Genomic DNA, 24096 nt, shown 5'->3' on the forward strand with positions numbered 1-24096 from the left:
CTCTCCCTAATATGTCGTTAAAAATTCCCACATGGAATTATTTGATTGTAGTAAATCTCTTGATAGTTTTTGGCTCCATTTAAGATGCCCTCTTCCTTCATCACGGTAAGACCATAGTCGGCGGGTATAATGATGCAGGTTGTGTTCATACGTGACGCCGATTGCTCCGTGCACTTGATGAGCGGATGCGGATACTGTCCGAATAGCTTCTTCTATACGTATTCTTGTAAGAGGAATTTCATGGCGATGTCGTTTTTCCACTAAAGCCTCCATCATATTATCTACAGCTGAATCAACAATAACTGTTTCTCCGGCTAACTGAGCTATATGATGCTGGATGAGCTGAAAGCGGTGGATGTAGCGTCCAAATTGCTGCCGCTGTTTTGTATATTCGATGGTTGATTCATAGATTTTTTCTAGTGTGCCTGCAATGACAGCGCATTTTGCTGCTGTTTCTAGTAAAATCATTTCTTCTATCTGTTCATAATCTATTATTCTGCTTTTTTCCAGGATAGGAATAGCCGTTAACTTTATATAGTCGCGCGGCTCCCCAGCTAAATTGGCACCCTCTTTAACTAGAGCATCCTTTAACGGTACTTTTACTAGGTAATTTCCTCCACTGCCTTTAGCGATAGTAACAAGGTTACTAGCATACCTGCCCCATGCTACATGAGGAAACGCTCCACTAACTTCCCCATTTTCGGATAAGGTACAATTTGGTGTATCAGATAAATTATAAGTAATCATTTCATCGGTTGGCGCAAGATGGAACTTCTCCAGTATATAATTCGAAAAAATATACTCCATCAGGGGAATGGGCACAGCATATTTGCCACCTATCTTAAGAAGTGAAAATAAATCCTCTAAATCACCACCTGCTCCGCCTGCTTTTTCAGAAATACATGCAGCTAGTAATCCATTCTCTTTCAATATTTCCCACACATCATCTGCCCATTGGCCTTCATCTATCAAATCTACGGTTTCTTTTGTAATGTGCTTTTTAAATATTTTTTCCATCGTCTTTACTAACAGCTCTTTTATCTCGCTCATCCATTAATCACATCCTTTGCAATGATGCCGTATAGTATTTCTGTCGTCCCTCCCCGAATAGTGAAACCTGGCGAATGTAGAATAGACTGAGCCATATACCGATCTAACATTTTTTGAGCATCCATTGTTGGATATGTCTCTGTTAAAAGACGTACCATTTCAGGAATGCTTTGCTCGAATTGTGTACCCATTGCTTTGACCAAAGCTGCAGGTACAGCCACCTCACCGCCTTGTTCCAACATTTTCGCAACACCGAGGGATAAATTTCGTAGACTCCAAAGCTTCGCGACAAGCTCAGTAAGCCTGTTCATGGCTTCTTTATTTTGCTGTTGCTTAAGAATCGAATATATTTCTTCAAGGAGCGGGAATGTGCTAAGAATCCGCTCAGGTCCACTTCTTTCATAGGCTAATTCAGCAAGTCCTTGTTTCCACCCTTCTCCGATTGTTCCAACTATACGGTTATCTGGAACAAATACATCTTCAAAAAAAACTTCATTGAAGTGATGTTCCCCTGTCAAATATTTTATAGGTTTGACGCTAACACCTTTATCATGTAAATCTATAATCATTTGGCTGAGTCCACTATGTTTAGATTCCTTGCTATAAGGAGCAGTTCTCACTAAAGTAATCATAAAATGAGCGTCATGCGCGTTGCTCGTCCATGTCTTAGCGCCGTTCACCAGCCATCCGCCTTCTACTTTTTTTGCATTTGTGCTAACAGATGCTAGATCAGAGCCGCTGTTCGGCTCACTTAAACCAATTGCAAAAAAACATTCTGCATTTGTTATTCTAGGCAAGAAATAACTTCGCTGCTCCTCTGTTCCATAGCGCAATAAAAGAGGACCTGTTTGCCGATCCGCAATCCAATGAGCTGCAACTGGAGCGCCAATCGCTAAAAACTCTTCAGTTAAAATATAGCGGTCAATTGCACTTCTTTCTTGCCCACCGTATTTTTGGGGCCAGGTCAGCCCAATCCATCCCTGTTCAGCAATTTTTTTAGAGAATTGTGGATTACAGCCGCTTAGCCATGAATCACACGCGGTTTCGAATGTTCTATTCGCCAATTCCTTTTGTAAAAATGAACGCACTTCTAATCGGAATTTCTCTTGATCCTTCGTAAATTGTGAAGATGGTAATTTCATCTTGATCATGCTCCTTTGCCGATTTTCACGCCACCTTACATCTATATGCGTATCGTAACAATGGAACACCTATTAACACAAGAAGTTTTTTCTGAATATTTTGTCTAAATGGTGGGTCTAAAGATAGTTTCTAACTATTCATCTTATGTTTATTCAGGAATGATGATGAAATTCAAGGTAATATTTTTTGAGGCGATGTAAATCCAATTAAGGTTCAGTTTGTGAATTTTCATATATACAATTTATTTCATAATTTTCAGAGACGAATGAGTTATAAAAACAGTTGTCTTCTCTGTTTAGGAACACAATACATGACATTTGTCATTTTTCTTCATGACGTAAACGACTAATGATGTTTCCTGCAGCATATTAAAATGAACATATAACAGTTGGGGGTGAAAAGATGAATGACGTTGTTACTTTTTACAATGTAACCAAAACTTATAAAGACCAAAAAGCAGTGAATGAAGTTTCTTTTTCCATACAAAGTGGAGAAATAGTTGCTATTTTAGGGCCGAATGGAGCGGGTAAATCAACCACAATTATGTTAATGCTTGGCCTTTTAGAGCCATCTTTAGGATTAGTGCAATTATTTACTCATTCTCCGAAAGAAAAGCTGGTTCGCGAAAGGATTGGGGCAATGCTGCAAGAAGTTAGTGTAATTGATCGTTTAAAGGTAAAGGAGATCCTTGAATTGTTTCGAAGTTATTATTCGAATCCTTTATCTTTAAGTGAATTGATTAAATTAAGCGGAATGTCTACAGAGCTTTTAAATCAAAGAGCAGAAAAGTTGTCGGGCGGCCAAAAGAGAATGCTCAATTTTGCACTATCACTTGCAGGAAACCCAGACTTATTATTTTTTGATGAACCAACTGTGGGGATGGACATTAAAGCTAGAGCAAATTTTTGGAACACAATTCGCATCTTAAAGGATAAAGGAAAAACTATTATTTTCACTACACATTACTTGCAAGAAGCGGATGATGTAGCAGAAAGGATACTTCTTCTGCATGATGGCAAACTGGTTGCAGATGGGCACCCTAGTGAAATCAAAAAGAAAATAACAAAACAGTCTGTCTCGTTTCTTGCTTCTACTGATTTAACGCTGGACCAATTCAGATCTCTACCACATGTAGAAGATGTTTATCTAGAGGAGGGCAGGATTTACTTAATTACAAATGATACAGATACGGTTTTATTCTCTTTAATTAAATCCAACTCTAGCGCTGAAATTAGCGAAATTCAAATTAAACAGGGGCGTTTAGATGAGGTATTTGAACAATTAACATTGAGCAAGGAGGCACAATAATATGTATGCCATGTGGATGCAAACAAAAGCTGAAACACTGAAAGTTTTAAGAAATCCCTATTATGTCTTTTGGTCACTTGCCATGCCTATTCTTTTTTACTTTCTCTTTACGAAAATCATTAATACAGGCGTAGATGATAAACAACAATGGCACAAGCATTATTTAATGTCGATGACAATTTTTAGTATTATGGGATCTTCCATTATGACGTTAGGTATTCGGCTTGTACAGGAACGGACAGAAGGCTGGTCCCGCTTTATGCGTATTACACCTCTTTCAGAGTATAGCTATTTTATTGCCAAAATGATGGCGCAAACAGTGATTCATATACTATCCATCATGGTAATCTTTGCGGCTGGCATAATAATTAATGGTGTTTCCTTATCATTCCAAGAATGGCTTTTGAGTGGTTTGTGGATTTTGGCTGGTTCTTTGCCATTCCTTGCACTTGGCACTTTAATTGGGACGATGAAACGTGTGGATACAGCTTCCGGTATTAGTAATATCCTTTACATGGCATTGGCAATTATGGGTGGTATGTGGATGCCAATTGAAATTTTACCTAGAACAATGCAAGCAATCGCTAAATGGTTGCCTTCATATAATTTAGGAAACGGTGCTTGGGAGATTATCAGTGGTAGATATCCTGAATGGTTTAACGTTTTGATTTTGTCGGGTTATTTCTTCTTATTCGTGATATTATCTAAATATGTAAGAAAAAAACAGGAAGCGATATAAATGAAAAAGAAAGAAACCTTCTCGATTTTCCCTAAAAGATATGGATTGTTCCCCTATGTGTTTTTAATATATTTGGGAATGCCTGCAACTCTTGTTATACAAAATGAAATAGGTCTTAAACGAATTCTAGGATTAATTATCGTTCTCATATTTGCAGTGTCTTACAGGCAAATGTATTTTAAAGCCGGAAAAAAGTCTTTTGACTCTTGGCTTGCACTACAGTTAATTATTATTTTTTTCATGAGTTTAGTTTATGATTTCAATTTCCTATTCTTGGGATTTTTTTCTACTTACTTTATAGGCTCATATACTGAACAAAAGAAATTTTTCAGAGCTTATATTGCTCTTTGTCTTGCTGTAATCATACCACTGCTCTATTTATATTTTACCGTTTCGTTTAGTCTTATCTTTATTTTTCTTTATTTGCTCGTTATGCTATCCTCCCCATTCGGTATTCGGTCTATGATCCAGCGGAGGAATTTAAAGGAACAATTGAATGAAGCAAATGAGCAAATTCAACAATTGATCAAACGGGAAGAAAGAATTCGTATTGCGCGCGATTTACACGACACACTTGGTCATACTCTATCACTACTCACATTAAAAAGTGAATTAGTCGGGAAGCTTATTGAGAAAAATCCCGAGAGAGCCCGCTTAGAAGCTAAAGAAATGGAAAGAACATCTCGCTCAGCCTTAAAGCAAGTTAGAGAACTTGTAACAGATATGCGAGCAATTACAGTTGCAGAAGAATTAAATGAAGCAAAGTTAATTCTTACAGCGGCATGTATTGAGCTATATGTCGAAGGTGATGTAGATTTACCAGATGTGCCTTCTTTAACGCAAAATATTTTAAGTATGTGCCTGCGTGAAGGCGTTACAAATGTTGTAAAGCACAGTCAAGCAAGTCATTGTAAGATTAGTAGTAAAGCTGTAGCTGGCCATGTGCTAATAACTATTATAGATGATGGGGTTGGCCTTACAAACACTATTAATAAAGGAAATGGACTAAAAGGAATAGAGGAAAGGCTCTCTTTAATCGAGGGAAGGCTTATACTTACTTCCTCTCAACTAGGAACAGAGTTAACATTTCAAGTTCCGATCATCGTAAAACAATTGAAAGAAGGGGTCGCTTTGTGATTCGAGTTGTAATTGCTGAGGACCAACGGATGCTAAGATGTGCACTTGGTTCTCTTTTAGATTTGGAAGAAGATATCGAGGTCGTTGGTCAAGCTGAAAATGGTGAAGAAGCTCTGCGTATTATCTATTCATTCAAACCGGATGTATGTTTACTAGATATTGAGATGCCAATTAAGAGCGGACTTGATGTTGCTGAGGAACTGAAACAACTAGATTCTTCTTGTAAAGTTATTATCCTAACTACATTCGCTCGACCTGGTTATTTTGAGCGTGCTTTAAAGGCAAATGTTCATGGCTATTTTTTAAAGGAAAGCTCAAGCGATGAGTTGGCAGATTCTATTCGCCATATTATGAAGGGCAAACGCGAATTTGCACCTGAATTGGTTTTTGGAAGTGTGACAGAAACAAACCCGCTGACTGCTAGGGAACAAGATGTTCTTAGGCAAGTAGCAGCAGGCAAGACTGCAAATGAAATTTCTGCGAGCCTCTATTTATCTTCGGGCACTATCCGCAACTATATATCAGAGATCATTAACAAGCTTGGAGCAAAAAATCGTATTGAAGCCATCAGCATGGCTCAGCAAAAAGGATGGATATAAGAAAATTCTCAGCTAAAAAACAAAAAGATCATAATGAATGGAGGAATACGTATGTTTACATATACAGTTAATAATGATATTAGATTAGGCTTACTCGAAGTTCGACATGCAGAAGAACTTTTTGCTCTTACTGATCAATCAAGAGAAAGCTTAGAAAAGTGGTTACCGTGGGTAGCGTTTACGCGTACAGTACAAGACTCAAAAACCTTTATTGAAGGTACACTAAAACAATTTAGCGAAAACAATGGATTTCAGGTAGGCATTTGGTATAAAGATGAGCTTGCTGGCGTAATTGGTCTACATGGAATCAACTGGACGAATAAATCTACATCAATTGGTTATTGGCTTGGAAGCAGTTTTGAAGGTAAGGGATTAATGACCAAGGCATGTCAGGCAGTTATTCAATACTGTTTCGAAGAGTACGGTTTACACCGAATTGAAATTCGGGCTGCTACTGGAAATAACAAGAGTATCGCAATTCCCGAACGACTCGGTTTTACAAAGGAAGGATGTATTAGGGAAGCAGAATTGTTAAAAAACGGTTTTGTGGATTTTTATGTTTTCGGTCTGCTTAAATCAGACTGGAAATAGTGAGCCAACATAATATTGGAGTGAAAATAAGGCATGCGTTTGGTTAAAATAATGATAGGGATGCTATCTATTTTTCTATTAACAGGTTGTTTTGGTGAAAGCTATGACTTTTCTCCACCCACTGTCTCACTTTCAACATCGAATGCTATTATTTCAAAAGAAAAATTAGCAGAGGCGAATATTAAATGGTACCAAGACAATGTTTTTAACAAAAAAATAGACAATCTTTTCGCTTTAGCAAGAAAGCAAGAGCCCATATTAGTGAAAAAAGGAAGCAAACTTGAACTTAATATAGAGAATGGGTATGATGAGCTTGAAAATATAGAAGTTTCCATCTGGAAAGGCCAAAAAGAAACTATTTTAGGAATTGAAGAAGATAAAACCTTCTATTTACCCAAATTAGAAGGCGAATATATGATAGTAGTTGAACTTGATACATCTAAAGGAATGGCTCAATACGTTGGAAATCTTATGATTACAAAATAATAAAAAGATGTGGTGACTGCCTATACAATCACCACATCTTTTTTAATTTGTTTCTGGGAAGAAGACTTGGGCTGTTCTGATATCTACGAGTGTTGGAGCATTAGTATTCAGCGCTTCTTCCAAAAGCGATTCTAAGTCGGTTTCTGATTCAGCACGAAGTCCCTTCCAACCACAAGCTTCTGCTACTTTCACAAAATCCGGATTTGTTAAATCTACCCCTACTTCCTTCTTATCAGCAACTTTAAGTTTGTCTCTCTCCATTTGCAGAGCCTCGTTATTTAAGACAATGACTGTAATATTTAAGTTGTAGCGGGTAGCTGTTAGTAAATCTGCTAGGACCATTTGGAGACCGCCGTCCCCTACTATCGCAACTACTTGTTTTTCTGGTTTAATAAGCTTAGCTGCCATCGCTGCGGGAAGACCAAAGCCCATCGTGCGCCAGTAACCGGAAACTAAAACAGTTTGATTCTTCTGTTTAAAATTACGGTTAGTCCATACTGTATTGTCTCCCGTATCAAGTGCAAGGACAGCATCCGCAGCTACTGTTCGGTCAAGAGCACGGATAATGCGAGATGGATGATAGGGATACCCCTCTGTGCTACCTTCCTGCTCATTTAGCTGAGCCCATTTTTCTTTGATTTCCTGACAGCTTGCTATCCAGTCTTCAGAACGGGAAAATCCTTGAAGGCTCTCTGTTAAGAGAGGAAGAACTTCTTCCGTTTTGCCCATAATACCTAGCTCGACAGGAATGCCTTTTTCAAATTTATCGAAATGGCAATCGATGTGAACGATGCGTGCATCAGTTGGCATATATCCTTCCGGCCACCAGGTCGTACCAGCCAAAAGTACAACGTCTGCCTGTTTAAACAAATCAGAGGCATAAGGATTTCCACCTTCACCAATCCCTTGCAATACATGCGGAGAAGATTCATCAAAAACTCCTTTACCTCCTAAGCTTGCTAGGATACCCGCTCCCCACAAATCTGCAAGTTTCTCCAACTCCTCTGAAGCACTTGCAGCGCCAGCACCTGCGAGTATCATGGGACGCTTAGCTGTTTTCATGATGGCCGTTGCCTGTTCTAAGCTTTCTTTCGTAAAGTGGGCTGAGCCCTCTATAACCTGTGGCAACGAACGCGGTTTACCTTTGGCTACCATCATGAAAATGTCTTTCGGTATAGACAAATGAGTTACAACCCGCTGTCCGAGTGATGTTTGTACTGCTTTGTGTAGAAGTTCTATCGTGGCATCTGGACTCGTAAGATTAGCAGAATAAGAAGCGAAAGGCTTCATTAACTCCTGCTGATCAATATATTGTGGAAACTCAGTACCTATTTTATTACTAGGTGCTTGACCAGTAATAGCCAGAACAGGCGCTTTGTCTGCATGAGCATCACCTAGCCCATTCATCAGATTAGTAGCTCCTGGCCCCATTGTTGCTGTACATACTCCAAGCTTCCCTGTTAGTTTCGCCTCGGCTGAAGCCATAAATGCAGCAGTCGACTCATGTTTGACCGCGATGAATTTTATTTTATCTTGCTTAGCCAGTGCATCGATGAGACCAAAACTAGCATCTCCAACAACTCCATAAATTCGTTTCACGCCAAATAAAGACAGTTGATCAAGCATTAATTCCGCAACTGTACGCTTAGTTTCTCCCATAACATGAACCTCCTTGATAAATCTTTTTAACTTGCCTTGAAGTAGCTATCCCTTATTGTTCATATTATTTCTTCCCCTAAAAAGCGTTGGTTAACCCTCATCTATCTATTTGAGGATGTTGCTGTTAAACGGATAATCTTTGCTTTGGATAAACATCATTTTAGTAATGCAGATGTATATCATACTTTGATTATTCCTTTTAGAAAATGCTGATCTATATTCTTTCCATTCACCCATTCATTTAAGTCAATATCCAGCACCTCTGAGCTTTGGGCAATGGTTGTTAAGATCCTTGCATTGGCATAAGAATACGAAAAAGTATGAAGGGTGCCAAATAAGTTGTCATAGTCACTGAAAAACAATGGTGATGTAGTTTCTTTAAACTGTTCAAACATTTCTTCATGTGTAATAGCTTTTTCTTTAAAGCCCTTCAGGTATTGTTCCCGTTTCATTGAACCATCTATTGAAACTCTATTTTGGTTTTTCATTTCAATTGTTCGAAAGTGATTTTCACATGACATTAAAGATTCTTCTCGTCTTATATTTACATTCAAAGGACTCGCTTCGACTACTGCTAAGCTTCCATTCTTATCTCCTATTGAAAAGTTGTAGCATGCTGAGTGTGGTATCTCTTTTAGCATTTCAATTGCCTCTTCAGTAGTAGAACAGCTATCCAAAACCATTCGAATTGAAATCCATGGAGATATGCCCACCGTATAATCATTATTACTCACAAAATGTAATCCTATGACTAGACCTTTCTGATTTACACCATCATGTCTTCCCAGTCCCTGAAGGTTGTATCCTGCAGAAGCAAAGGTTCCTTCAGGTTGAACCAAACTAAAAATGCCATCATATAAATCAGGCGTAAAATCATAATTTCTAACATAATAATCTTTTGTTATGATGGCAGAACACCCCATTGCTTCTGTTTTAGGTACATCATAACCTGAAAATAAGGATGCTGCTTTTGGGAAGGAGAGGTTCAAACCTTGAGCAATCCCTTCTAATTCTTCAAGCAGCTGCGGCGCAAAAGTGGTATAGATCGATTTCATATTCGGAATATCAATCTCTGGCTTTGTTATAACTTCAAAGGTCTTCAATATCGATGGGTTATTTTTAAAGAAATTCGCCAATTGAACTCCTATATTAAACGAATTATCTCTTGCTTGAAGAATATCTACAGCAAAATTTGTCATTACTTATACACCTCTATTATTTTTCTATGAGCATAATTAAAGAATTAATCCTCTCTTAGCGTGCAACTCCTTAATTGAAAGATACTATTTCCATATCCATAAATCCTGCCATTAGTTGCTTTTATTAGACATTTTTTATTTGTATCTATTGTAAATAAAGATCAATTAAAATAATTTACCTCACAAAAAACCCAGCCTTATAAAAGACTGGGGCATTATCTACTCATTTTTTCTTTTTCCAAGTTTCCAAAGGCGAGCACAGGTTGTACATTTCTAACAAACTTTCAAGACTTTAACGAATGGTACAGTTGGTGTTGCATCCATACTTTGAAAGAGCTGAACCTCATCTCATAAAATACCAATTATAAGCATTCTTATATAGAATTTCCTCCGCTTCTTTTTCATTAAATAGCCCTTGAATTAATTCAATGTCTGCTGTTTCAAACGGTCTTGTTGCTCTCGTTGAGGGTAAATCTGTACCAAACATTAAGGCTTCGGGGTTAGCCTGGTAAATCTCTTTTAATGCTTTTTCTACATTTAATTCGACGCGACCAAATCCCGTGGCTTTAACACGTACTCCTCGATCCACAAGTCTTAATAAATGTGGCAATCCTTCCGCAGATAAACCCAAATGGTCAATTGAAATAGCCGGCAAGGTTTCTATCGTAGATGCAATGCTTGGCAATTCTTTGGCATCTATATAAAGCTCACTGTGCCAGCCTGCCAAATCATATACCCTTCTAGCTAGATAATCGAGCTTTGAAAGATCTTCTGAACCACCGCGCTTCACATTAAAGCGCAATGCTCTAACACCATCCATATGTAATTTTTCTATTTCCTCATCCGACACCGTAAAAGGCAATTGGGTCACACCACAAAAGGTTGGCCCTAATAATTTTAAAGATTTGACTAAATAGTCTTGGTCAAATCCTTGAAATGAACCAGATACAATTGCACCCCCTGCTATCTCAAAAGAGGCGGTATCTCTTTGATAATCTACTACATTGTAAGAAGGCGGAAGATATCCCTGATTTTCAAAAACCGGAAACTCGTAATCAATTATATGAAAATGCGCGTCGAATAGTTTCATTTAAACTCTCCTTTTTTAAAAGAATTTAGAAAGAAAAAATCTTTTAATGCTATATAAATAATAACAAGGGAAGCATATTCAAACAAATACGTATATGAAATACTTCACATTATAAAGGTTACTGAAATTAAGACGCTAAAAACTTTATTTAATATTAAGTCAACTATCCAAGCAATTCTTTACGAACAATTTCAAAAGCTTGAGAAATTTGCTGATGCTGATTTGGAAACTTACGATTTAATTCCTTTTTCATATCATACAAGTTCTCATACTGATGTACGATTTGATTATTCATTACTAATGACCGAAATTCTTCAATAAACATATCTTTCTCCATTATTGTTCCTCCTTGAAATAGAAGTAACATACTCCAAATAAAAAACGCTATTCCTTTTCAGAAATAGCGTGGACATTTTTGCAAGTTTAAATAAGCGTAAAAAGAACTCTTTTTTCGCTTCTAGTCGCACAAAAACACCACCTATCTCCACGTAGGTATTTGGTGTGTACTTGAATCTTGGCAGGTCTCCTGACTTATCTTCAACGCCCTCTATGCCTTCCCGTTGTTAACAGTGGCTTTAAATATAGGCTCCAAATTACAGTTGCGGGACAGTGCCGGATTCTCACCAGCTTCCCTTTTAAGTATACCTTCGTATGCACCAGTTCATGACACGTATGTTATTATCGAGATTAAGCTGGTAGATTTCCTTTTAATAAGGGTTCAACACTCCTTTTTATAAGGTAACTACTAAGCTATCACATTACTTGATTACACAATATTTAAAAACAAAAAAACAACTTTCATCCATTTATGGTGAAGTTGTTAATAATAGACAAAACAAATAAACATACTGCTGAGGTATGTATACTGCCTCTCACTAACACCTCCCTATCCTCGTAGGTAAATTGATGCTCATCTATGGCAGGTCTCCTGACTTATGATCTTCATTTATAACCCCCTTCCCATTTTCTAATTTATGAAAACAGTGGTACCGCTTATAAACTCCCAAATACAGTTGCGGGACAGCGCCTGAATTACACAGGCTTCCCTTTTAAACAATGAAAATATAACTCGACTTCATCGTACCAATAAATGCTTGCTATTCAATTTTCATACTTAAGATTATCAAACTACTTTTTATTTTACAATAAATAAATATATTTTAAGATTCATTGTCTTTTACTCAACTATATTATTTTAACTATTTTTTATTTTATTAATTATTAGCTACTCTAAATATTCATCCCTAAGATCTGAATTCAAATACCTAGCCATACCTGTTTTTAACTTTTTAAAACCAGATTTATTATAAAACTCTTCGTTCCCCGTCGTAGAGATTAAGTGCACACATGATACATCTCTCAGTTGATTTAATATATACTCCATAACCTTTTTCGCTATGCCATGACCTTGGTAATCTTTGTGAACAACAATATCATAAATTGCAGCGTTAAAAATGCCATCTGACATCGCTCTGCCAAATCCGATAATTCGACCATTCACATACACTAAAGCAATTATGTTACTTGCTCTGAAAACTTGTTGAATGACTTCAGGGTTATGCTTTTTCCATCCAACAGATGCATAAACTTCTCTCATCTCATCAAGATTTGCATGGGTGAAATCATTACAAATCAATATATTCAATTAATATACTCCTCTCCTTGTTTTCTAGAAATTGCTTTAATTATCGCCGCCTTTTATTATTTATTTTTACCTATATTTTATCTAATGTTCACCTTTATTACATCACTTTACAAGAAGGAAAACGAGGTACCTCTATAGAATAAGTAAACAATTGAGTGGAGGTATAATCATGTTTATCGTAAATGTCGAGGGTGCTATAAGAAAGGAACATAAATGGCTAATCATAGAGAGAAGTAAAAAAGAAGAGCATGCTGCTGGATTGCTATCCCTTGTAGGCGGCAAGGTAGAATCTGATGGTCAGTCAGCAGATATATTAGAAAGAACTATAAAACGAGAAATCCTTGAGGAAATCGGTGTAAAAATAAAGGATAGGCTTCATTATGTACATAGCAGTATATTTGTTTCTGATGTAGGTGATAGCGTATTAAATACCGTATTTCTATGCGAGTATCATTCTGGTAGTGCCTCACCTCTTAGTCAAGACGAAGTAGAAGAAGTTTTTTGGTTGACTACTGCGGAGATTTTAAACCATCCAATGGCACCTATTTATTTAAAGGAAAGTATTAATCTTGCTGAGAAAGTAATTCCTAACGGTTATTGAAAGGAGTGATTTGATTGAAAAAAATTTATATTGTAAGGCACTGTGAGGCTAAGGGTCAGTCGGCAGATGCAACTCTTACAGATAAAGGTTATAAACAAGCTACAGATTTATGCAAGTTTTTTTGTGATATTGAAATAAATCATATAATTACCAGTCCGTTCGTCCGTGCAATTGAATCCGTTCAACCACTAGCAAATCATTTGAATTTACAGATAGTTACTGATAACAATTTAAAGGAACGTGTATTGAGTTCAGACAATTTTAATGATTGGCTAGAAAAACTTGAAGCAACATTCAACAATCATGAATTAAAATTTGAAGGTGGCGAATCGAGCGCTGAAGCTGGAAATCGTATAATCACTGTTGTCGAAGGGATTTTTAACAGCAATCATCAAAATACTGTAATTGTTACACATGGTAATGTAATGTCCCTGCTACTTAGACATTTTAATGAAAGCTTTGGTTTTAAAGAATGGAGAAGTCTCAGTAACCCTGATGTGTACCTTTTAGAAAACAGGGATAATAAAGTAACTTTTAAAAGACTATGGAGAGAGCCTTCTTGCTTATAGGATGTAACGCTTGCTGGCTTTTCAGTGTGTCTTGCCCCAGAAAGGCCAGTATTTTATTATTTTCATGCCGTTCAATGAATCGACAATGCTTAATTTTAACAAAAAACAAAGTGATCTTCTGAGTCCAATACGTGCAGGTAGTCAGCGATGTATCCTCGTAACCACAGTTCCCCATCAATTCTTCTAAGATAAAACCCCTTCGGAAAATTTACGTCTTCAGATAATATCTCTGATGCTATTGTAACGGAGCCATATGGTGCCTGATGTTGCAAAGAAGACTTCCCCAAATTCCCTTCAGGCTGATCAAGATATGCCAACCTTAAATATGGTCCAAGCTCTACAGGACATAAGTCTAAACCAACTTTTTTTGCTTTATTAAAAAGCTGAGGTATTGTTGCTCCTTCAGGGAAGCCAAGATTGCGTACTTTGAGCTCAACTGTTTTCACCTTGTATCCCTTCTCTGAAACAGTAAATTTATCATTATCAAAAAGTTTTTCTCCATATTTATTCAGCAAAATAGAATGTTGTTGTAACTTCTGAAGTAGCTGCGTTTTCGTAAAGCCGCCAATTTTGATCATCCTACTAATAGTTGGGCACTCAGGATATATTTTATCTATTTCTATTTCCATTTGATATCACTCCATACTTAATGAAAATAATAGTAAATAAAAGTTTGGTTACTAACCACGAAGAGAGTATGACTAGTTTAACCTTGAAATTAATGTCTTTAGTTCAATTAAATCATTTATAACAAAATCGGCATGGGAAAGTTCATTTTTATTAGCAAAATCAAAATTACATCCAATAGAAAGCAGATCATTATCTTTTGCGGCATTGATATCAGATAAGCGATCACCTACTACTGCTGCATCTTTAATATTGTATTTCTCTACAATACATTTCACTAAGTCTGATTTGTTCAGTGAATCGATTTGTTGAATACTGAACGTTTCGGTTACCCATTTATCTAAATCATAATAACGGATGATGGCGTTTAAATACTCCTGCAATCCATTACTAGCTATGTAGATTGAAAGTCCTTGCTCCTTTAAAAAATCGAAGACTTCCTTTACATTGGGATATAAAGAACCATTTCCTCGTTCTATATTGTCTATTAATACCTTCAAGAAATATTGATCTGTGTATCTTCTTTCTTCACTAGAATGATTGGGCAATAGCGTTTCCCATACCTTAGGCAAAGGAACCCCCATTATTTCACGATATTTATCGATAGGTGTTGCTCCCTCCCATTTATTCATTGAACAAAGATGTTCAAAAGTTTCATCAAGCGCTAGCTCTAATATTGTGTCTGTTTGAAAAAGAGTACCATCCATATCAAAAATGATTGAGCTCAACATTACCTTTCTCCTTTTCTATCAAATTTCTAGGGTTTATTAACTTCTACTTTATTCCTTTTAAAAATCATTTTTATTTAATTGTTCCCATTCACTTAAATACATACGTGTAGCAATTTCTTTAGGATTCTTAAGTTTGCAAATAAACTCTAAACTATTACCATCCGGATCATTAAAATGGATTTTAGCATGAGCATATTGTTGGTGGGGCATCACAAAAGGTTCAATCGGTTCGAAACCAAATGCTTCTCTTGGTTTAACTCCTCTATCCCTAAGCCAAGCCACTGAAGTCTTCAAATCTTCTAGAGTTACTTGAAAAGCCACATGCCTGATGGAAGGATGGTATTCTAGTTTTACATTGTCAGTTTCCCATAAACCTAACCAACTTTTATCTTTTTCTATCCACAAAAAAGCAATTTTATCGTCAACAATATGATCTAGTTCTAAACCGAGCTCTTTGTAAAAAAGTACAGATTGTTTTAGATCGCTAACTGGTAAATGTGCTTCATATAATCCTTTTATCATTTCGATCTCCTTCTTACAAAATAATACATTCATTATAGCATCGCATAGAAACTAATAATCAAAATTTTAGAAATTCTTTTAACAAATGATCATCTTTTAGTTCCAAATATTGCTTTATAAATCTTACAAATTCCGCTGTGTCTACATCTTTATACTTATAAAAATCATAGTAACTTTTCAAAAAATCTTCTGCTCTTTTTTTGCCGCCATATTCTGATAATACTTTCCATAGATAAACTGAAGCTTTGCCGTAAATATGATTACTTTGTTCCCCTAATGTATACTTGTTTAATGAAAGATTAACAGGCAAGGGAGCATCCTTAAATTGGCTTATATCTAATGAAATATACTCATTTTCGTAATCTGAATAAAATAAACGTGTAGCGAGGGTCGCAAGCCCTTCGTCTAACCAAGCATCGTGAAAAGGATCACTACTAATCATTCCGTAAAACCATTGATGAGCTATTTCATGGACTACTATGCTCTCTCTCCAATCAGACATATCTCCACTATTCTGGATAGTTCCTGCTGTTACAATACCTGGATACTCCATTCCTAATTGGGAAACAATAATATCCAATTGCTTATGAGGGTAAGGTCCAAACTTATCTTGAAAATAATTTAATGCTTTCTCAGCTATTTGCAATGCTTCTCTCTGTATTTCGGCATCATCATTAAGTGTAAAAGTCCTTATATTTACCTGTCCTACCTTTCTTTCAATTTCATTCGGTTTCTTTAGAATAGCAATAAAGAAGTCTTTTACATTCTTCATTTTTAATGTTGTTTTATGACTGCCCACGTATTCACGATCACTTGTAGAAACGATTGTTAACCCTTTAGGAATTTTATAATTCACTTCAAAATCGCTAAAAGCTGTGTGATACGTTTCACCTCTTACACGATAGTCTTCTTTATTCCAACCGCCATTTTTATAGGTAGCTACCATAGGATACCATTGTGCTAAGTAAAAGTTCCCATTTTCCTTTGTAAATCGATAACCTTCCTCTGGCATAGTAAAGTTATATTGAATGTCAATAACCATCTTCTTAGTTGGGTAGACCTTCTTATCTAAAAGCACTTTGAGCGTATCTTTTTTAAGAGAGAACTTCGCTTTTTCACCATTAACAAGGATCCTTTTAATATTGGCTGTACCAGGGTTATTTAAAGTAGGTGAATTTTCTTTCGTAAAAATGTTTGGAATAAAGTAGAAAACCACATCACTCCATTTATCATTCGAAGTATTTGTTATCGTACTACTCGACTCAACATCGAAGTGTCCTTTTGAATCCATTTTTAAACTTATCTTGTATTTAGTCTTGCTGCCGAACGGTTGAGTAATCGGGTTGTATTTTTGACTCATTTGCTTAGGCACAACTGTCTTCTCTAATTGAGGTCCTGTTTTTGGCTTCAAAATAAATGTTACACAAATGGATACAAAGACTAATAGACATCCAACTATCCAGATATATTTCTTTATAATTCTTCGCCCCTCTGACTGGTAAAATTTTTCATGTTATACTAGTAGTCTATTCAAATAATTTATTGGTTATTAAAAATATAAATTGTATACACGTCTTCATCATAAAGAATTTAAAATAAAACATATAAAAGGATGAAGTGTTATGAAAAAAATCTATTACACGTATTTTTCCTTACTTATTTTATTTTTAACTATTTTTCTTTTTGCATTTGCCCCAGAATTTATTTTACTTTTCCATTTTATTATTCCATTATTATTAGTCTTAATAGGCCTAATAAGTGCTTTATACGGGAGTAAAGGTGAAATTCGAATGGTGGTCGTTGTCTTACATCTATTTATTCTAATTGTATTTGCTAGTATTTATATATTGGGGATTTATGGATTCAATGAACCTTAATATTTTATGTGCCCTCGCTTATGGCAGGGGGCTTTTTTTATTTTCGTTTCAATGGTTTATATCTATATAATCAGTGCTCTTCTTTCTTAAAACAAGTCTTAGTATATTTCTGAATTCTCTCATCAATAACTACATCGCTCTACTTTATATTCTGGTGCTTGCATAAAAGAAGTATAATTATACATTCATTTCACCCTCTTAAAATTCCTTTCTTTTTATAGAAAGAAGAAAAAAACGTCACTTTCCCCTTTTAATACAGCTAAGTAAAAATTAGCGGGAAATGACGAAATATAAGAATTAACATAAATAAACTCTCTATTTCTCCTATTTTTCGCTATTTTTCATCTATCTTTAATTTCCAATAAAAAAGCCCTTCATCTCAAAAGAGATCAAAGACTTAATGATTAAAAGGCGATTTACTTAGATTTTGTTGGGAAATAATCAGTAAAAAACTTAGGATAAATTGTCGATCCAACTAGTAGAAGCTTTTATTCTTTTTTAATTACGTAAAATACTCCAACTTAGCGTGGGGAAAGAATTTTTCCATATAACTATAGAGGTGGTTTTTTATATCTTCCTCTTCGTCTTTTTGATAAATATATTTCCCTATACCATATTTTCCCCACTTATATCTTCGTCTTTCTTCATCTAACTCCAGCTTTGTCATAGGATAATTTTTTTCAATAACCCGTTTGGCTGGTTTCGTAAAACGATGCTGGATGAATTCAAAGGTTAAATCTTTCTTCGCTTCATCAGGAAGCTCTGCATCTAGGCGTTCGAACATATGGTAATAACCTTCTTCCCATCCTTCATGTAGATAAATAGGAGCCACAATAAATCCAAGTGGATATCCTGCTCTTGCGACTTTGCCCGCCGCTTCAATTCTTTTGGCTAAGGGTGAGGTGCCAGGCTCAAAGTTCTTTATTACATAATCAGCATTAACGCTAAACCGGAATCTTGTTTTTCCGTTATGTTTGGCGTCTAGCAAATGATCGACATGATGGAACTTTGTCACAAAGCGCAATTTACCATATTCAGATTCTCCAAAATGTTCAATCGCATGTTTTAAGGTATGCGTCAGATGGTCAATCCCAACAATATCTGATGTACACGAAGCTTCAAAACGCGTGATTTCAGGTGCCCGCTCTGCCATATATTGATCTGCTGCTTCTAAGATTTCTTCTACATTGACATACGTTCGAATGTACGGCTTGCTTCCCATTGTCGTCTGCAAATAACAATAGTGGCAATGACCCATACAGCCTGTCGCGAAAGGGATCGCATATTCAGCTGAGGGTTTAGATGTATCAAATTTTAGCGTTTTTCTAATACCTACGACAAGCGTAGATTTTGCAACCCGATACTTTTGGAAATCATTTTCACCTGGAAGATTCCTAATTTGGTTATGAGATGTGGTGTATCGAATTTCCACACCACTGTTTTCGAATTTCTTCAGCAACTGTTGGCCGAGCGGATAGTCAAGGGCTTTTGGTTCAAAATAGACTAGCCTTGGTGAGAATGGTTTATTCATTGTAATGGTCCTTCTGAAGAAGTTCCATAATAATAATTAAAAGCCCTATTTGCTTCTTCTTCTGTTGTATAGACTGCCATTTCATTTGATAGTGGATAATAATTTTCATATAAAAAGAGTGCGAGCTCATTTGGATTTTCAGGATGGTTTACAACTGCTGCACTTTGTAAATTGGCAACATCTTGCGTGTGAGGATTTCTATAAAATACATAGACGATATCACCTGGATTATAAGACTCACTGCTATTCATCTCGTTCATTTTCGTACGTCTCCTTTTTACTATTACTTAGTGATCCTATTCCTATTTTGCTTTACATAATAAAAATTATGTTACTTATTTAGATGAAATAGCAAAAGTTTGTTCAAGATGCGAATAGAAATAAATTATGTATACAAAAAAACGGCGCTAAAAGATGCTAGCTGCCGTCTATTCCAGTATTATTTCCATTCAACCTTTCCTCCTGCAACACGTTTGACACCTCGGATGTTTGAAATATTTTCAACCAATTGCAGCATAGCGAGATTCTTTTGCTTGGCTTCAATCATTACATCAAAGTCACGGTTAAGCTCTTTTGCCATTTTTAAGAAGGGCAACACAAAATCCAACGAGACAAAGTCTGCATGTGAACGAAAAGCACCTTCTGATTTGGGAGATGATAAATGAACTTTCGGCACTACGTTTGTGTGATTCCATGTATCAAAAATGCGCGGTAAAAATGCCTCGAGTTCGATATCCCCTTGATTCGCCATATAATGATGATAATCAAGGATCATTGGAACGTTTTCTTTTTCACAGGCTATCAGTGTTTCTTCAACATTATAGGTTTTATCATCATTCTCAAGCGTCATATGTTTTTTAACCTTACTCGGCAACATTTTTAAATTTTCATGGAAACGTTTTAACGTAGCAGTCTTATCCCCATATGCTCCACCTATATGAATGTTGATCAACCCTTTTTCCAATACATCCATCGCTTCAAGCATGTTGAAATGGAATTCCATGTCCTTTACAGCATTTTGCGTTACTTCTTCACGTGGACTTGTAAAAAGGGTGAATTGGTTCGGATGAAAGCTTGGCCGCATGTTGTATTGCCTGATGAGTTCACCCAGCTCCTGCCATTCATCTTTGAAGGGTGTTACAAAATCCCACATCACTTCTGGATGTGTAGCCAAAGGAACAAGTGAGCTTGAAAGACGATATAAACCAATTTCGTTTGCAATATTATAGTGAAGAATTCTTTTAGTGTGGTGTAAGTTTAAAGCAGTTACAGCTCTTAATTTGTCCATTCGCTCATACTCTGAAAGAGCTGAATAGCGAGCAAAGGTCATTGTCTTTGAAGGACTCGCATCCCATAAACCTAATGCACTTGCTACAAACCCAAAATTAATTTTCATGTCGTTATCCTCCATTACATGTCACTACATAATGAGTAATTCCCTAATTCCCCTATCTTTTACCTACCTCTTTAACATTTTTGACTTCTTTTGTTTTCGCTTAAACATTGTTATAATTCAGAAAATAGTTTTTAAGGAGAGATTAAGTTGAACCAACATCAACTCGTGATCACTCAGTATAAACCTGAGTATGCTGAACAGACTGTTGACATGTGGCGAAATAGTAAGGAACGAGCTATAGGTCAAAAAGAAATTCATAGCTTTGAAAATCACATTTACTTTTTAAATCATATTTTACCTGAACAGCACCAAATAGAATTAGCTTTAATTGATAACAAAGTAGTCGGAATGATTGCCTATAATGACAAGGAGGTAAGCCAGCTTTATATTCATAACGATTATCAAGGGTTAGGGATAGGCAGAACGTTACTTGATAGGGCTAAAGAACAATCAAGCGGTAGTTTAACTCTATTTACCTTTGATATTAATAAAAACGCACAACGGTTTTATGACAAGAATGGATTTAAAATAGTAGCAAGAGGCCACGAAAATGAGGAAAATTTGCCTGACATTCAATATAAATGGATTCAAAATAATAGTTTTTAAGAAGCTTGAGGTACTATTCAAGGGTTAAAAAAAGGTGTGAACATTTCTCACACCTTAATTTCCTAATACATATTCAATTATATTTAAAACAAGAAAGGAATCATTAATACAGCAATTGCACCCAAAGTCGTCACAGTTATGACTTTAATTAGATTCTTTTTCAAAAAATCTCCCTTTCACTTTCACATTTATTAACTTTGCTACAAGTTTATTCTAAAATCATTAAATTAAAGTTCTAATCGGTGAACCTAACAAATATGCCCGGATATCCTCCAAAGCTTCTCTATAATATTTTTCATAGTTTGATCGAGTCACATATCCAAGATGCGGTGTAGCAAGTACAGTGGGTAAAGTTCTAAAAGGATGATTTTCACTTAACGGTTCTTCTTCATAAACGTCTAATCCCGCACCAGCTATCACTTCGTTTTCAAGCGCTTCTATTAAATCATGTTGATTTAAAATGGGTGCTCTTGATGTATTGATTAGAAAGGCTGAGGGTTTCATTTGCTTCAATTCATTAGAGGTGATTAAATTTCTTGTCCGGTCACTTAAAACCAGATGAATCGATACATAGTCGCTTTGCCGTAAAAGTTCCGCCAATGAAGCCGCTTTTCTTACTCCCAGCGAATCTGTCTTTTCCTTTGTTAAGTTTTCACTCCATGCGACTACATCCATTCCAAAGGCTTGGGCTATCGTTGCCATCTTTGTACCGATTTTTCCAAGTCCAATTATCCCAAAGCACTTACCATAAAGATCTTCTCCAACCGACAATTGCCAAGATCCTTTCTGTCTAAAGTTATTATGTTCTTCTGTTATGTGGCGTGCTAAGTTCAGTATGAGCCCCCAAGCAAGTTCAGTCGGCGGTTCTGATCCGCTTGATGTGCCGCACACTGTTACTCCGCATTTCTTAGCTGCTGTTAGATCGATGGATGCATTCCGCATACCTGTCGTTACTAACAATCTTAGCTTTGGCAGCCTTCCGAACATGGCTGCATTAAATGGCGTTCTCTCCCGCATAATAATGACAATATCAAAGTCTTTAATTTTATCAACAATTTGATTCTCAGTATGGAAATGTTGGTGAAATGCAGTTACTTCAACCTGATCCTCTATGGAACTCCAATTTGCAAAATCAAGTGCCGTTTTTTGATAATCATCAAGGATAGCGCATTTTAATTTCATATGTACCTCCAGTAGTTTGAACTATTTCCTTTATTACTCATATTATAAGTTATTGAACACCAATTTGGTGTATAAGAGGAATTAATTTGATTTTCATATTTTAAGTCATAGAAAGCGCTCACTAGTTTAAAACTAACAAGTCAGTGGTATATTTTTCAAATGAACCTCTAATACTAAAATATCTTTAAAGAACAGGCGGTTAGATAAATGAAGACAATGGATTGTATTATTATTGGCGGTGGAATTGCAGGCTTGCAAGCTGCCATCCAATTGGGAAGATATAAACACTCAATTATGGTCATTGACTCTAATCAGGGGCGGTCCACTATATGTAAAGGCTATCACAATATTCTAGGTTGGCCGGATGGTGTAAGCGGTGAGGAATTGCGCAAGCTTGGCAAGGTTCATGCGGAAAAGTATGGTGTCGAATTTTTGGATGACATTGTGATATCTCTAAAAAATGAAAAAAATACTTTTCTTATAGAAACATCGTCAAATCAAACTTTTCAAGCGAACACGATTTTTCTTGCAACTGGATTAATTGATCATCTTCCTAAACTGGAAAACTTACTTCCCTGCCTCGGAAAGTCTATTTATGTATGTCCTGACTGTGACGGCTATGAAGTATCTGACAAAAAAACGATCGTTTTAGGCGGCGGGAATACAGGCGCTTCTATGGCCGCAACCCTCACTTATTGGACAAATGATGTAACATTTATTAATCATACCAAAGAGCAACCTGACTCAAAAAAAGTCAAAGAGCTAGAAGATTTAAATATCGAAATAATCAATGAAACATTAACGCGCGTTCTTTTAGATGATAAAGGCAATTTTGCTGGTGTAGAGCTTGAGAATGGCAAAACTATTGCTGGAGAAAAAGGCTTTACAGGTTTTAGCGGCAATAAAATAAATGCAGAGTTGGCTGAACAAGTGGGTGTAAATCTTAATGACAGCAGACATATAATAGTCAATCCTCGAACAAAAGAAACCTCGGTTGAGGGCATTTGGGCAGGAGGAGATCTTACCGCCCATTCTGAACAAGTCACTATTTCTATGGGAGATGGTTCCCAAGCCGCTATTTGGATTCACAAACGATTATTGAAACAAAAAAGGGAAGCCTAAACGGCTCCCCTTTTATCGATTTGCCATGCCTTTAATCAACTTTACTATAATCAAGATGACTGCAATAATTAAAAGAATATGAATCAAGCCTGCGCCAATTTTAAATATAAGACCTAGCACCCAAAGTACAATCAGTATTCCTATAATGGTCCAAAGCAACTTCATTCCCTCCTTCCTACATACTTATTTACTAATATACCCATTAAATAAAATTGAATACGGTTGTGTTTTGGCACGTAAACCAAGAAAATGAATGAAGTCTTATGCCCTGATTTTATGTATTAATAAAAGAACAAAAAACAAACGTGAAATTTTCTTCCACGTTTGTTTGAGTTATTATTTTACCAGAAAAATGCAGCTGAAAGAGCGATCCCTGTAATAGCACCTAATGCAATGCCATAGCCAAAGCCGCCTCCGCCCCAGCCCCAGCCCCAACCAAGTCCATAACCACCGCCGCCCTGAGGGCGAATCCATACCATATTGCGGTCTACTCGAGTAATATGACCTTCATGCACTCTGCCATCACGATCTGTAATCCGCACATGTCTTCCATGGTAACGACGACACATATTATAAGCTTCTGATGCGTTCATCCTATGCCTCCTCCCATTCATTTCTACATACGTGTATGCCTCCATATTATATGTCTCGCCCTTTTCTCCCTTTGGACAAAGGTCTAATTTAAA

General features: G+C 36.3%; 27 protein-coding genes and 2 riboswitches. Of the genes, 10 read left to right on the plus strand and 17 right to left on the minus strand.

Going from position 1 to position 24096, the window contains the following annotated elements; all coding sequences use genetic code 11:
* Window positions 1–6 precede the first annotated feature (6 nt).
* Together RST01_RS02245 and RST01_RS02250 are read right to left on the minus strand one after the other, a co-directional pair.
* Window positions 7–1050 (minus strand): acyl-CoA dehydrogenase family protein, encoded by a 1044-nt coding sequence (locus RST01_RS02245; protein ID WP_147193755.1) that lies wholly within the window; start codon window positions 1048–1050, stop codon window positions 7–9.
* Complete coding sequence (locus tag RST01_RS02250) at window positions 1047–2192, minus strand: acyl-CoA dehydrogenase family protein (protein ID WP_147193757.1); 1146 nt, start codon at window positions 2190–2192, stop codon at window positions 1047–1049. Before RST01_RS02250 ends, RST01_RS02245 begins: the two co-directional genes overlap by 4 nt.
* Window positions 2193–2595: 403 nt before the next feature.
* On the opposite strand from RST01_RS02250, the gene RST01_RS02255 reads away from it, so the two are divergent.
* Genes RST01_RS02255 through RST01_RS02280 form a run of 6 tightly spaced genes read left to right on the plus strand, consistent with a single transcriptional unit; the run spans window position 2596 to window position 7053 of the window.
* Window positions 2596–3501 (plus strand): ABC transporter ATP-binding protein, encoded by a 906-nt coding sequence (locus RST01_RS02255; RefSeq protein WP_147193759.1) that lies wholly within the window; start codon window positions 2596–2598, stop codon window positions 3499–3501.
* 1 nt (window position 3502) lies between these two features.
* Window positions 3503–4240, plus strand: coding sequence for an ABC transporter permease (locus tag RST01_RS02260; protein ID WP_147193760.1), 738 nt, complete (start codon window positions 3503–3505; stop codon window positions 4238–4240).
* Window positions 4241–5377, plus strand: coding sequence for a sensor histidine kinase (locus RST01_RS02265; protein ID WP_147193761.1), 1137 nt, complete (start codon window positions 4241–4243; stop codon window positions 5375–5377).
* Window positions 5374–5976, plus strand: coding sequence for a response regulator transcription factor (locus tag RST01_RS02270; protein ID WP_147193763.1), 603 nt, complete (start codon window positions 5374–5376; stop codon window positions 5974–5976). Before RST01_RS02265 ends, RST01_RS02270 begins: the two co-directional genes overlap by 4 nt.
* 51 nt (window positions 5977–6027) lie before the next feature.
* Entirely contained in the window at window positions 6028–6567 is a 540-nt protein-coding gene (locus RST01_RS02275; RefSeq protein ID WP_147195074.1) for a GNAT family N-acetyltransferase, read from the plus strand.
* Between the two features lie 33 nt (window positions 6568–6600).
* Entirely contained in the window at window positions 6601–7053 is a 453-nt protein-coding gene (locus tag RST01_RS02280) for a hypothetical protein (protein WP_147193765.1), read from the plus strand.
* Between the two features lie 42 nt (window positions 7054–7095).
* Here RST01_RS02280 and RST01_RS02285 read toward each other — a convergent pair whose 3' ends face one another.
* From RST01_RS02285 to RST01_RS02300, 5 genes are all read right to left on the minus strand, one after another.
* Entirely contained in the window at window positions 7096–8712 is a 1617-nt protein-coding gene (locus RST01_RS02285) for a thiamine pyrophosphate-binding protein (protein ID WP_147193767.1), read from the minus strand.
* A gap of 179 nt (window positions 8713–8891) precedes the next feature.
* On the minus strand, window positions 8892–9911 hold the full coding sequence (locus RST01_RS02290; RefSeq protein WP_147193769.1) for a C45 family autoproteolytic acyltransferase/hydrolase: 1020 nt from the start codon (window positions 9909–9911) through the stop codon (window positions 8892–8894).
* A gap of 343 nt (window positions 9912–10254) precedes the next feature.
* Window positions 10255–11001, minus strand: coding sequence for an amidohydrolase family protein (locus RST01_RS02295; protein WP_147193770.1), 747 nt, complete (start codon window positions 10999–11001; stop codon window positions 10255–10257).
* 163 nt (window positions 11002–11164) lie between these two features.
* A complete protein-coding gene (locus RST01_RS15920) occupies window positions 11165–11338 on the minus strand; it encodes a hypothetical protein (protein WP_184117502.1) in 174 nt (57 codons plus the stop codon).
* A 162-nt stretch (window positions 11339–11500) separates the two neighbouring features.
* Window positions 11501–11675: riboswitch (cobalamin riboswitch) on the minus strand.
* Window positions 11676–11902: 227 nt separating this feature from the next.
* A riboswitch (cobalamin riboswitch) is annotated at window positions 11903–12105 on the minus strand.
* A 121-nt stretch (window positions 12106–12226) separates the two neighbouring features.
* A complete protein-coding gene (locus tag RST01_RS02300) occupies window positions 12227–12646 on the minus strand; it encodes a GNAT family N-acetyltransferase (protein WP_147193772.1) in 420 nt (139 codons plus the stop codon).
* A 169-nt stretch (window positions 12647–12815) separates the two neighbouring features.
* Here RST01_RS02300 and RST01_RS02305 point away from each other — a divergent pair, with 169 nt between their 5' ends.
* Together RST01_RS02305 and RST01_RS02310 are read left to right on the plus strand one after the other, a co-directional pair.
* Window positions 12816–13247 carry an NUDIX hydrolase gene (locus RST01_RS02305; RefSeq protein ID WP_147193774.1) on the plus strand — a complete coding sequence of 144 codons (432 nt, stop codon included), beginning with the start codon at window positions 12816–12818 and terminating at the stop codon, window positions 13245–13247.
* A gap of 14 nt (window positions 13248–13261) precedes the next feature.
* Window positions 13262–13816 (plus strand): histidine phosphatase family protein, encoded by a 555-nt coding sequence (locus RST01_RS02310; protein ID WP_147193775.1) that lies wholly within the window; start codon window positions 13262–13264, stop codon window positions 13814–13816.
* A gap of 95 nt (window positions 13817–13911) precedes the next feature.
* On the opposite strand, the gene RST01_RS02315 is transcribed toward RST01_RS02310, so the two are convergent.
* The 7 genes from RST01_RS02315 to uvsE form a co-directional block, all read right to left on the minus strand.
* A complete protein-coding gene (locus tag RST01_RS02315) occupies window positions 13912–14445 on the minus strand; it encodes a helicase (protein WP_147193776.1) in 534 nt (177 codons plus the stop codon).
* A 72-nt stretch (window positions 14446–14517) separates the two neighbouring features.
* Window positions 14518–15174: an HAD family hydrolase gene (locus RST01_RS02320; protein WP_147193778.1), complete on the minus strand. Its 657-nt coding sequence runs from the start codon at window positions 15172–15174 to the stop codon at window positions 14518–14520.
* Between the two features lie 57 nt (window positions 15175–15231).
* Window positions 15232–15696, minus strand: a complete 465-nt coding sequence (locus RST01_RS02325) for a VOC family protein (protein WP_147193780.1) — start codon at window positions 15694–15696, stop codon at window positions 15232–15234.
* Between the two features lie 58 nt (window positions 15697–15754).
* Window positions 15755–17107 carry a M1 family metallopeptidase gene (locus RST01_RS02330; protein ID WP_147193782.1) on the minus strand — a complete coding sequence of 451 codons (1353 nt, stop codon included), beginning with the start codon at window positions 17105–17107 and terminating at the stop codon, window positions 15755–15757.
* A 968-nt stretch (window positions 17108–18075) separates the two neighbouring features.
* Complete coding sequence (gene splB / locus RST01_RS02340) at window positions 18076–19104, minus strand: spore photoproduct lyase (protein ID WP_147193786.1); 1029 nt, start codon at window positions 19102–19104, stop codon at window positions 18076–18078.
* Window positions 19101–19364 carry a transcriptional regulator SplA domain-containing protein gene (locus RST01_RS02345; protein ID WP_147193788.1) on the minus strand — a complete coding sequence of 88 codons (264 nt, stop codon included), beginning with the start codon at window positions 19362–19364 and terminating at the stop codon, window positions 19101–19103. The genes splB and RST01_RS02345 overlap by 4 nt, the downstream gene beginning before the upstream one ends.
* A 179-nt stretch (window positions 19365–19543) precedes the next feature.
* Complete coding sequence (gene uvsE, locus RST01_RS02350) at window positions 19544–20500, minus strand: UV DNA damage repair endonuclease UvsE (protein WP_147193790.1); 957 nt, start codon at window positions 20498–20500, stop codon at window positions 19544–19546.
* Window positions 20501–20647: 147 nt separating this feature from the next.
* Between uvsE and RST01_RS02355 the strand changes: the two genes are divergently transcribed.
* Window positions 20648–21106 (plus strand): GNAT family N-acetyltransferase, encoded by a 459-nt coding sequence (locus RST01_RS02355; RefSeq protein ID WP_147193792.1) that lies wholly within the window; start codon window positions 20648–20650, stop codon window positions 21104–21106.
* A gap of 222 nt (window positions 21107–21328) precedes the next feature.
* On the opposite strand, the gene RST01_RS02360 is transcribed toward RST01_RS02355, so the two are convergent.
* Complete coding sequence (locus tag RST01_RS02360) at window positions 21329–22288, minus strand: D-2-hydroxyacid dehydrogenase family protein (protein WP_147193794.1); 960 nt, start codon at window positions 22286–22288, stop codon at window positions 21329–21331.
* A 207-nt stretch (window positions 22289–22495) separates the two neighbouring features.
* Here RST01_RS02360 and RST01_RS02365 point away from each other — a divergent pair, with 207 nt between their 5' ends.
* Window positions 22496–23410, plus strand: coding sequence for an NAD(P)/FAD-dependent oxidoreductase (locus RST01_RS02365; protein WP_184117503.1), 915 nt, complete (start codon window positions 22496–22498; stop codon window positions 23408–23410).
* 12 nt (window positions 23411–23422) lie between these two features.
* Here RST01_RS02365 and RST01_RS02370 read toward each other — a convergent pair whose 3' ends face one another.
* On the minus strand, window positions 23423–23569 hold the full coding sequence (locus tag RST01_RS02370; RefSeq protein WP_147193796.1) for a lmo0937 family membrane protein: 147 nt from the start codon (window positions 23567–23569) through the stop codon (window positions 23423–23425).
* Between the two features lie 182 nt (window positions 23570–23751).
* Window positions 23752–24003 (minus strand): hypothetical protein, encoded by a 252-nt coding sequence (locus RST01_RS02375; RefSeq protein WP_066786367.1) that lies wholly within the window; start codon window positions 24001–24003, stop codon window positions 23752–23754.
* Between the last annotated feature and the right edge of the window lie 93 nt (window positions 24004–24096).

The organism is Rummeliibacillus stabekisii (genome assembly GCF_007988965.1).
GTDB classification, from domain to species: Bacteria; Bacillota; Bacilli; order Bacillales_A; family Planococcaceae; genus Rummeliibacillus; species Rummeliibacillus stabekisii.

Excerpts from the sequence above, each read along its gene's own strand:
- RST01_RS02250 (WP_147193757.1), bottom strand. The coding sequence starts at position 2,192 with ATGAAATTACCATCTTCACAATTTACGAAGGATCAAGAGAAATTCCGA.
- RST01_RS02255 (WP_147193759.1), top strand. The coding sequence starts at position 2,596 with ATGAATGACGTTGTTACTTTTTACAATGTAACCAAAACTTATAAAGAC.
- splB (WP_147193786.1), bottom strand. The coding sequence starts at position 19,104 with ATGAATAAACCATTCTCACCAAGGCTAGTCTATTTTGAACCAAAAGCC.
- RST01_RS02325 (WP_147193780.1), bottom strand. The coding sequence starts at position 15,696 with ATGATAAAAGGATTATATGAAGCACATTTACCAGTTAGCGATCTAAAA.
- RST01_RS02285 (WP_147193767.1), bottom strand. The coding sequence starts at position 8,712 with ATGGGAGAAACTAAGCGTACAGTTGCGGAATTAATGCTTGATCAACTG.
- RST01_RS02245 (WP_147193755.1), bottom strand. The coding sequence starts at position 1,050 with ATGAGCGAGATAAAAGAGCTGTTAGTAAAGACGATGGAAAAAATATTT.
- RST01_RS02265 (WP_147193761.1), top strand. The coding sequence starts at position 4,241 with ATGAAAAAGAAAGAAACCTTCTCGATTTTCCCTAAAAGATATGGATTG.
- RST01_RS02375 (WP_066786367.1), bottom strand. The coding sequence starts at position 24,003 with ATGAACGCATCAGAAGCTTATAATATGTGTCGTCGTTACCATGGAAGA.
- RST01_RS02280 (WP_147193765.1), top strand. The coding sequence starts at position 6,601 with ATGCGTTTGGTTAAAATAATGATAGGGATGCTATCTATTTTTCTATTA.
- RST01_RS02365 (WP_184117503.1), top strand. The coding sequence starts at position 22,496 with ATGAAGACAATGGATTGTATTATTATTGGCGGTGGAATTGCAGGCTTG.
- RST01_RS02320 (WP_147193778.1), bottom strand. The coding sequence starts at position 15,174 with ATGTTGAGCTCAATCATTTTTGATATGGATGGTACTCTTTTTCAAACA.
- RST01_RS02315 (WP_147193776.1), bottom strand. The coding sequence starts at position 14,445 with ATGGAAATAGAAATAGATAAAATATATCCTGAGTGCCCAACTATTAGT.
- RST01_RS02275 (WP_147195074.1), top strand. The coding sequence starts at position 6,028 with ATGTTTACATATACAGTTAATAATGATATTAGATTAGGCTTACTCGAA.
- RST01_RS02345 (WP_147193788.1), bottom strand. The coding sequence starts at position 19,364 with ATGAACGAGATGAATAGCAGTGAGTCTTATAATCCAGGTGATATCGTC.
- RST01_RS02360 (WP_147193794.1), bottom strand. The coding sequence starts at position 22,288 with ATGAAATTAAAATGCGCTATCCTTGATGATTATCAAAAAACGGCACTT.
- RST01_RS02260 (WP_147193760.1), top strand. The coding sequence starts at position 3,503 with ATGTATGCCATGTGGATGCAAACAAAAGCTGAAACACTGAAAGTTTTA.
- RST01_RS15920 (WP_184117502.1), bottom strand. The coding sequence starts at position 11,338 with ATGGAGAAAGATATGTTTATTGAAGAATTTCGGTCATTAGTAATGAAT.
- RST01_RS02305 (WP_147193774.1), top strand. The coding sequence starts at position 12,816 with ATGTTTATCGTAAATGTCGAGGGTGCTATAAGAAAGGAACATAAATGG.
- RST01_RS02295 (WP_147193770.1), bottom strand. The coding sequence starts at position 11,001 with ATGAAACTATTCGACGCGCATTTTCATATAATTGATTACGAGTTTCCG.
- RST01_RS02290 (WP_147193769.1), bottom strand. The coding sequence starts at position 9,911 with ATGACAAATTTTGCTGTAGATATTCTTCAAGCAAGAGATAATTCGTTT.
- uvsE (WP_147193790.1), bottom strand. The coding sequence starts at position 20,500 with ATGAAAATTAATTTTGGGTTTGTAGCAAGTGCATTAGGTTTATGGGAT.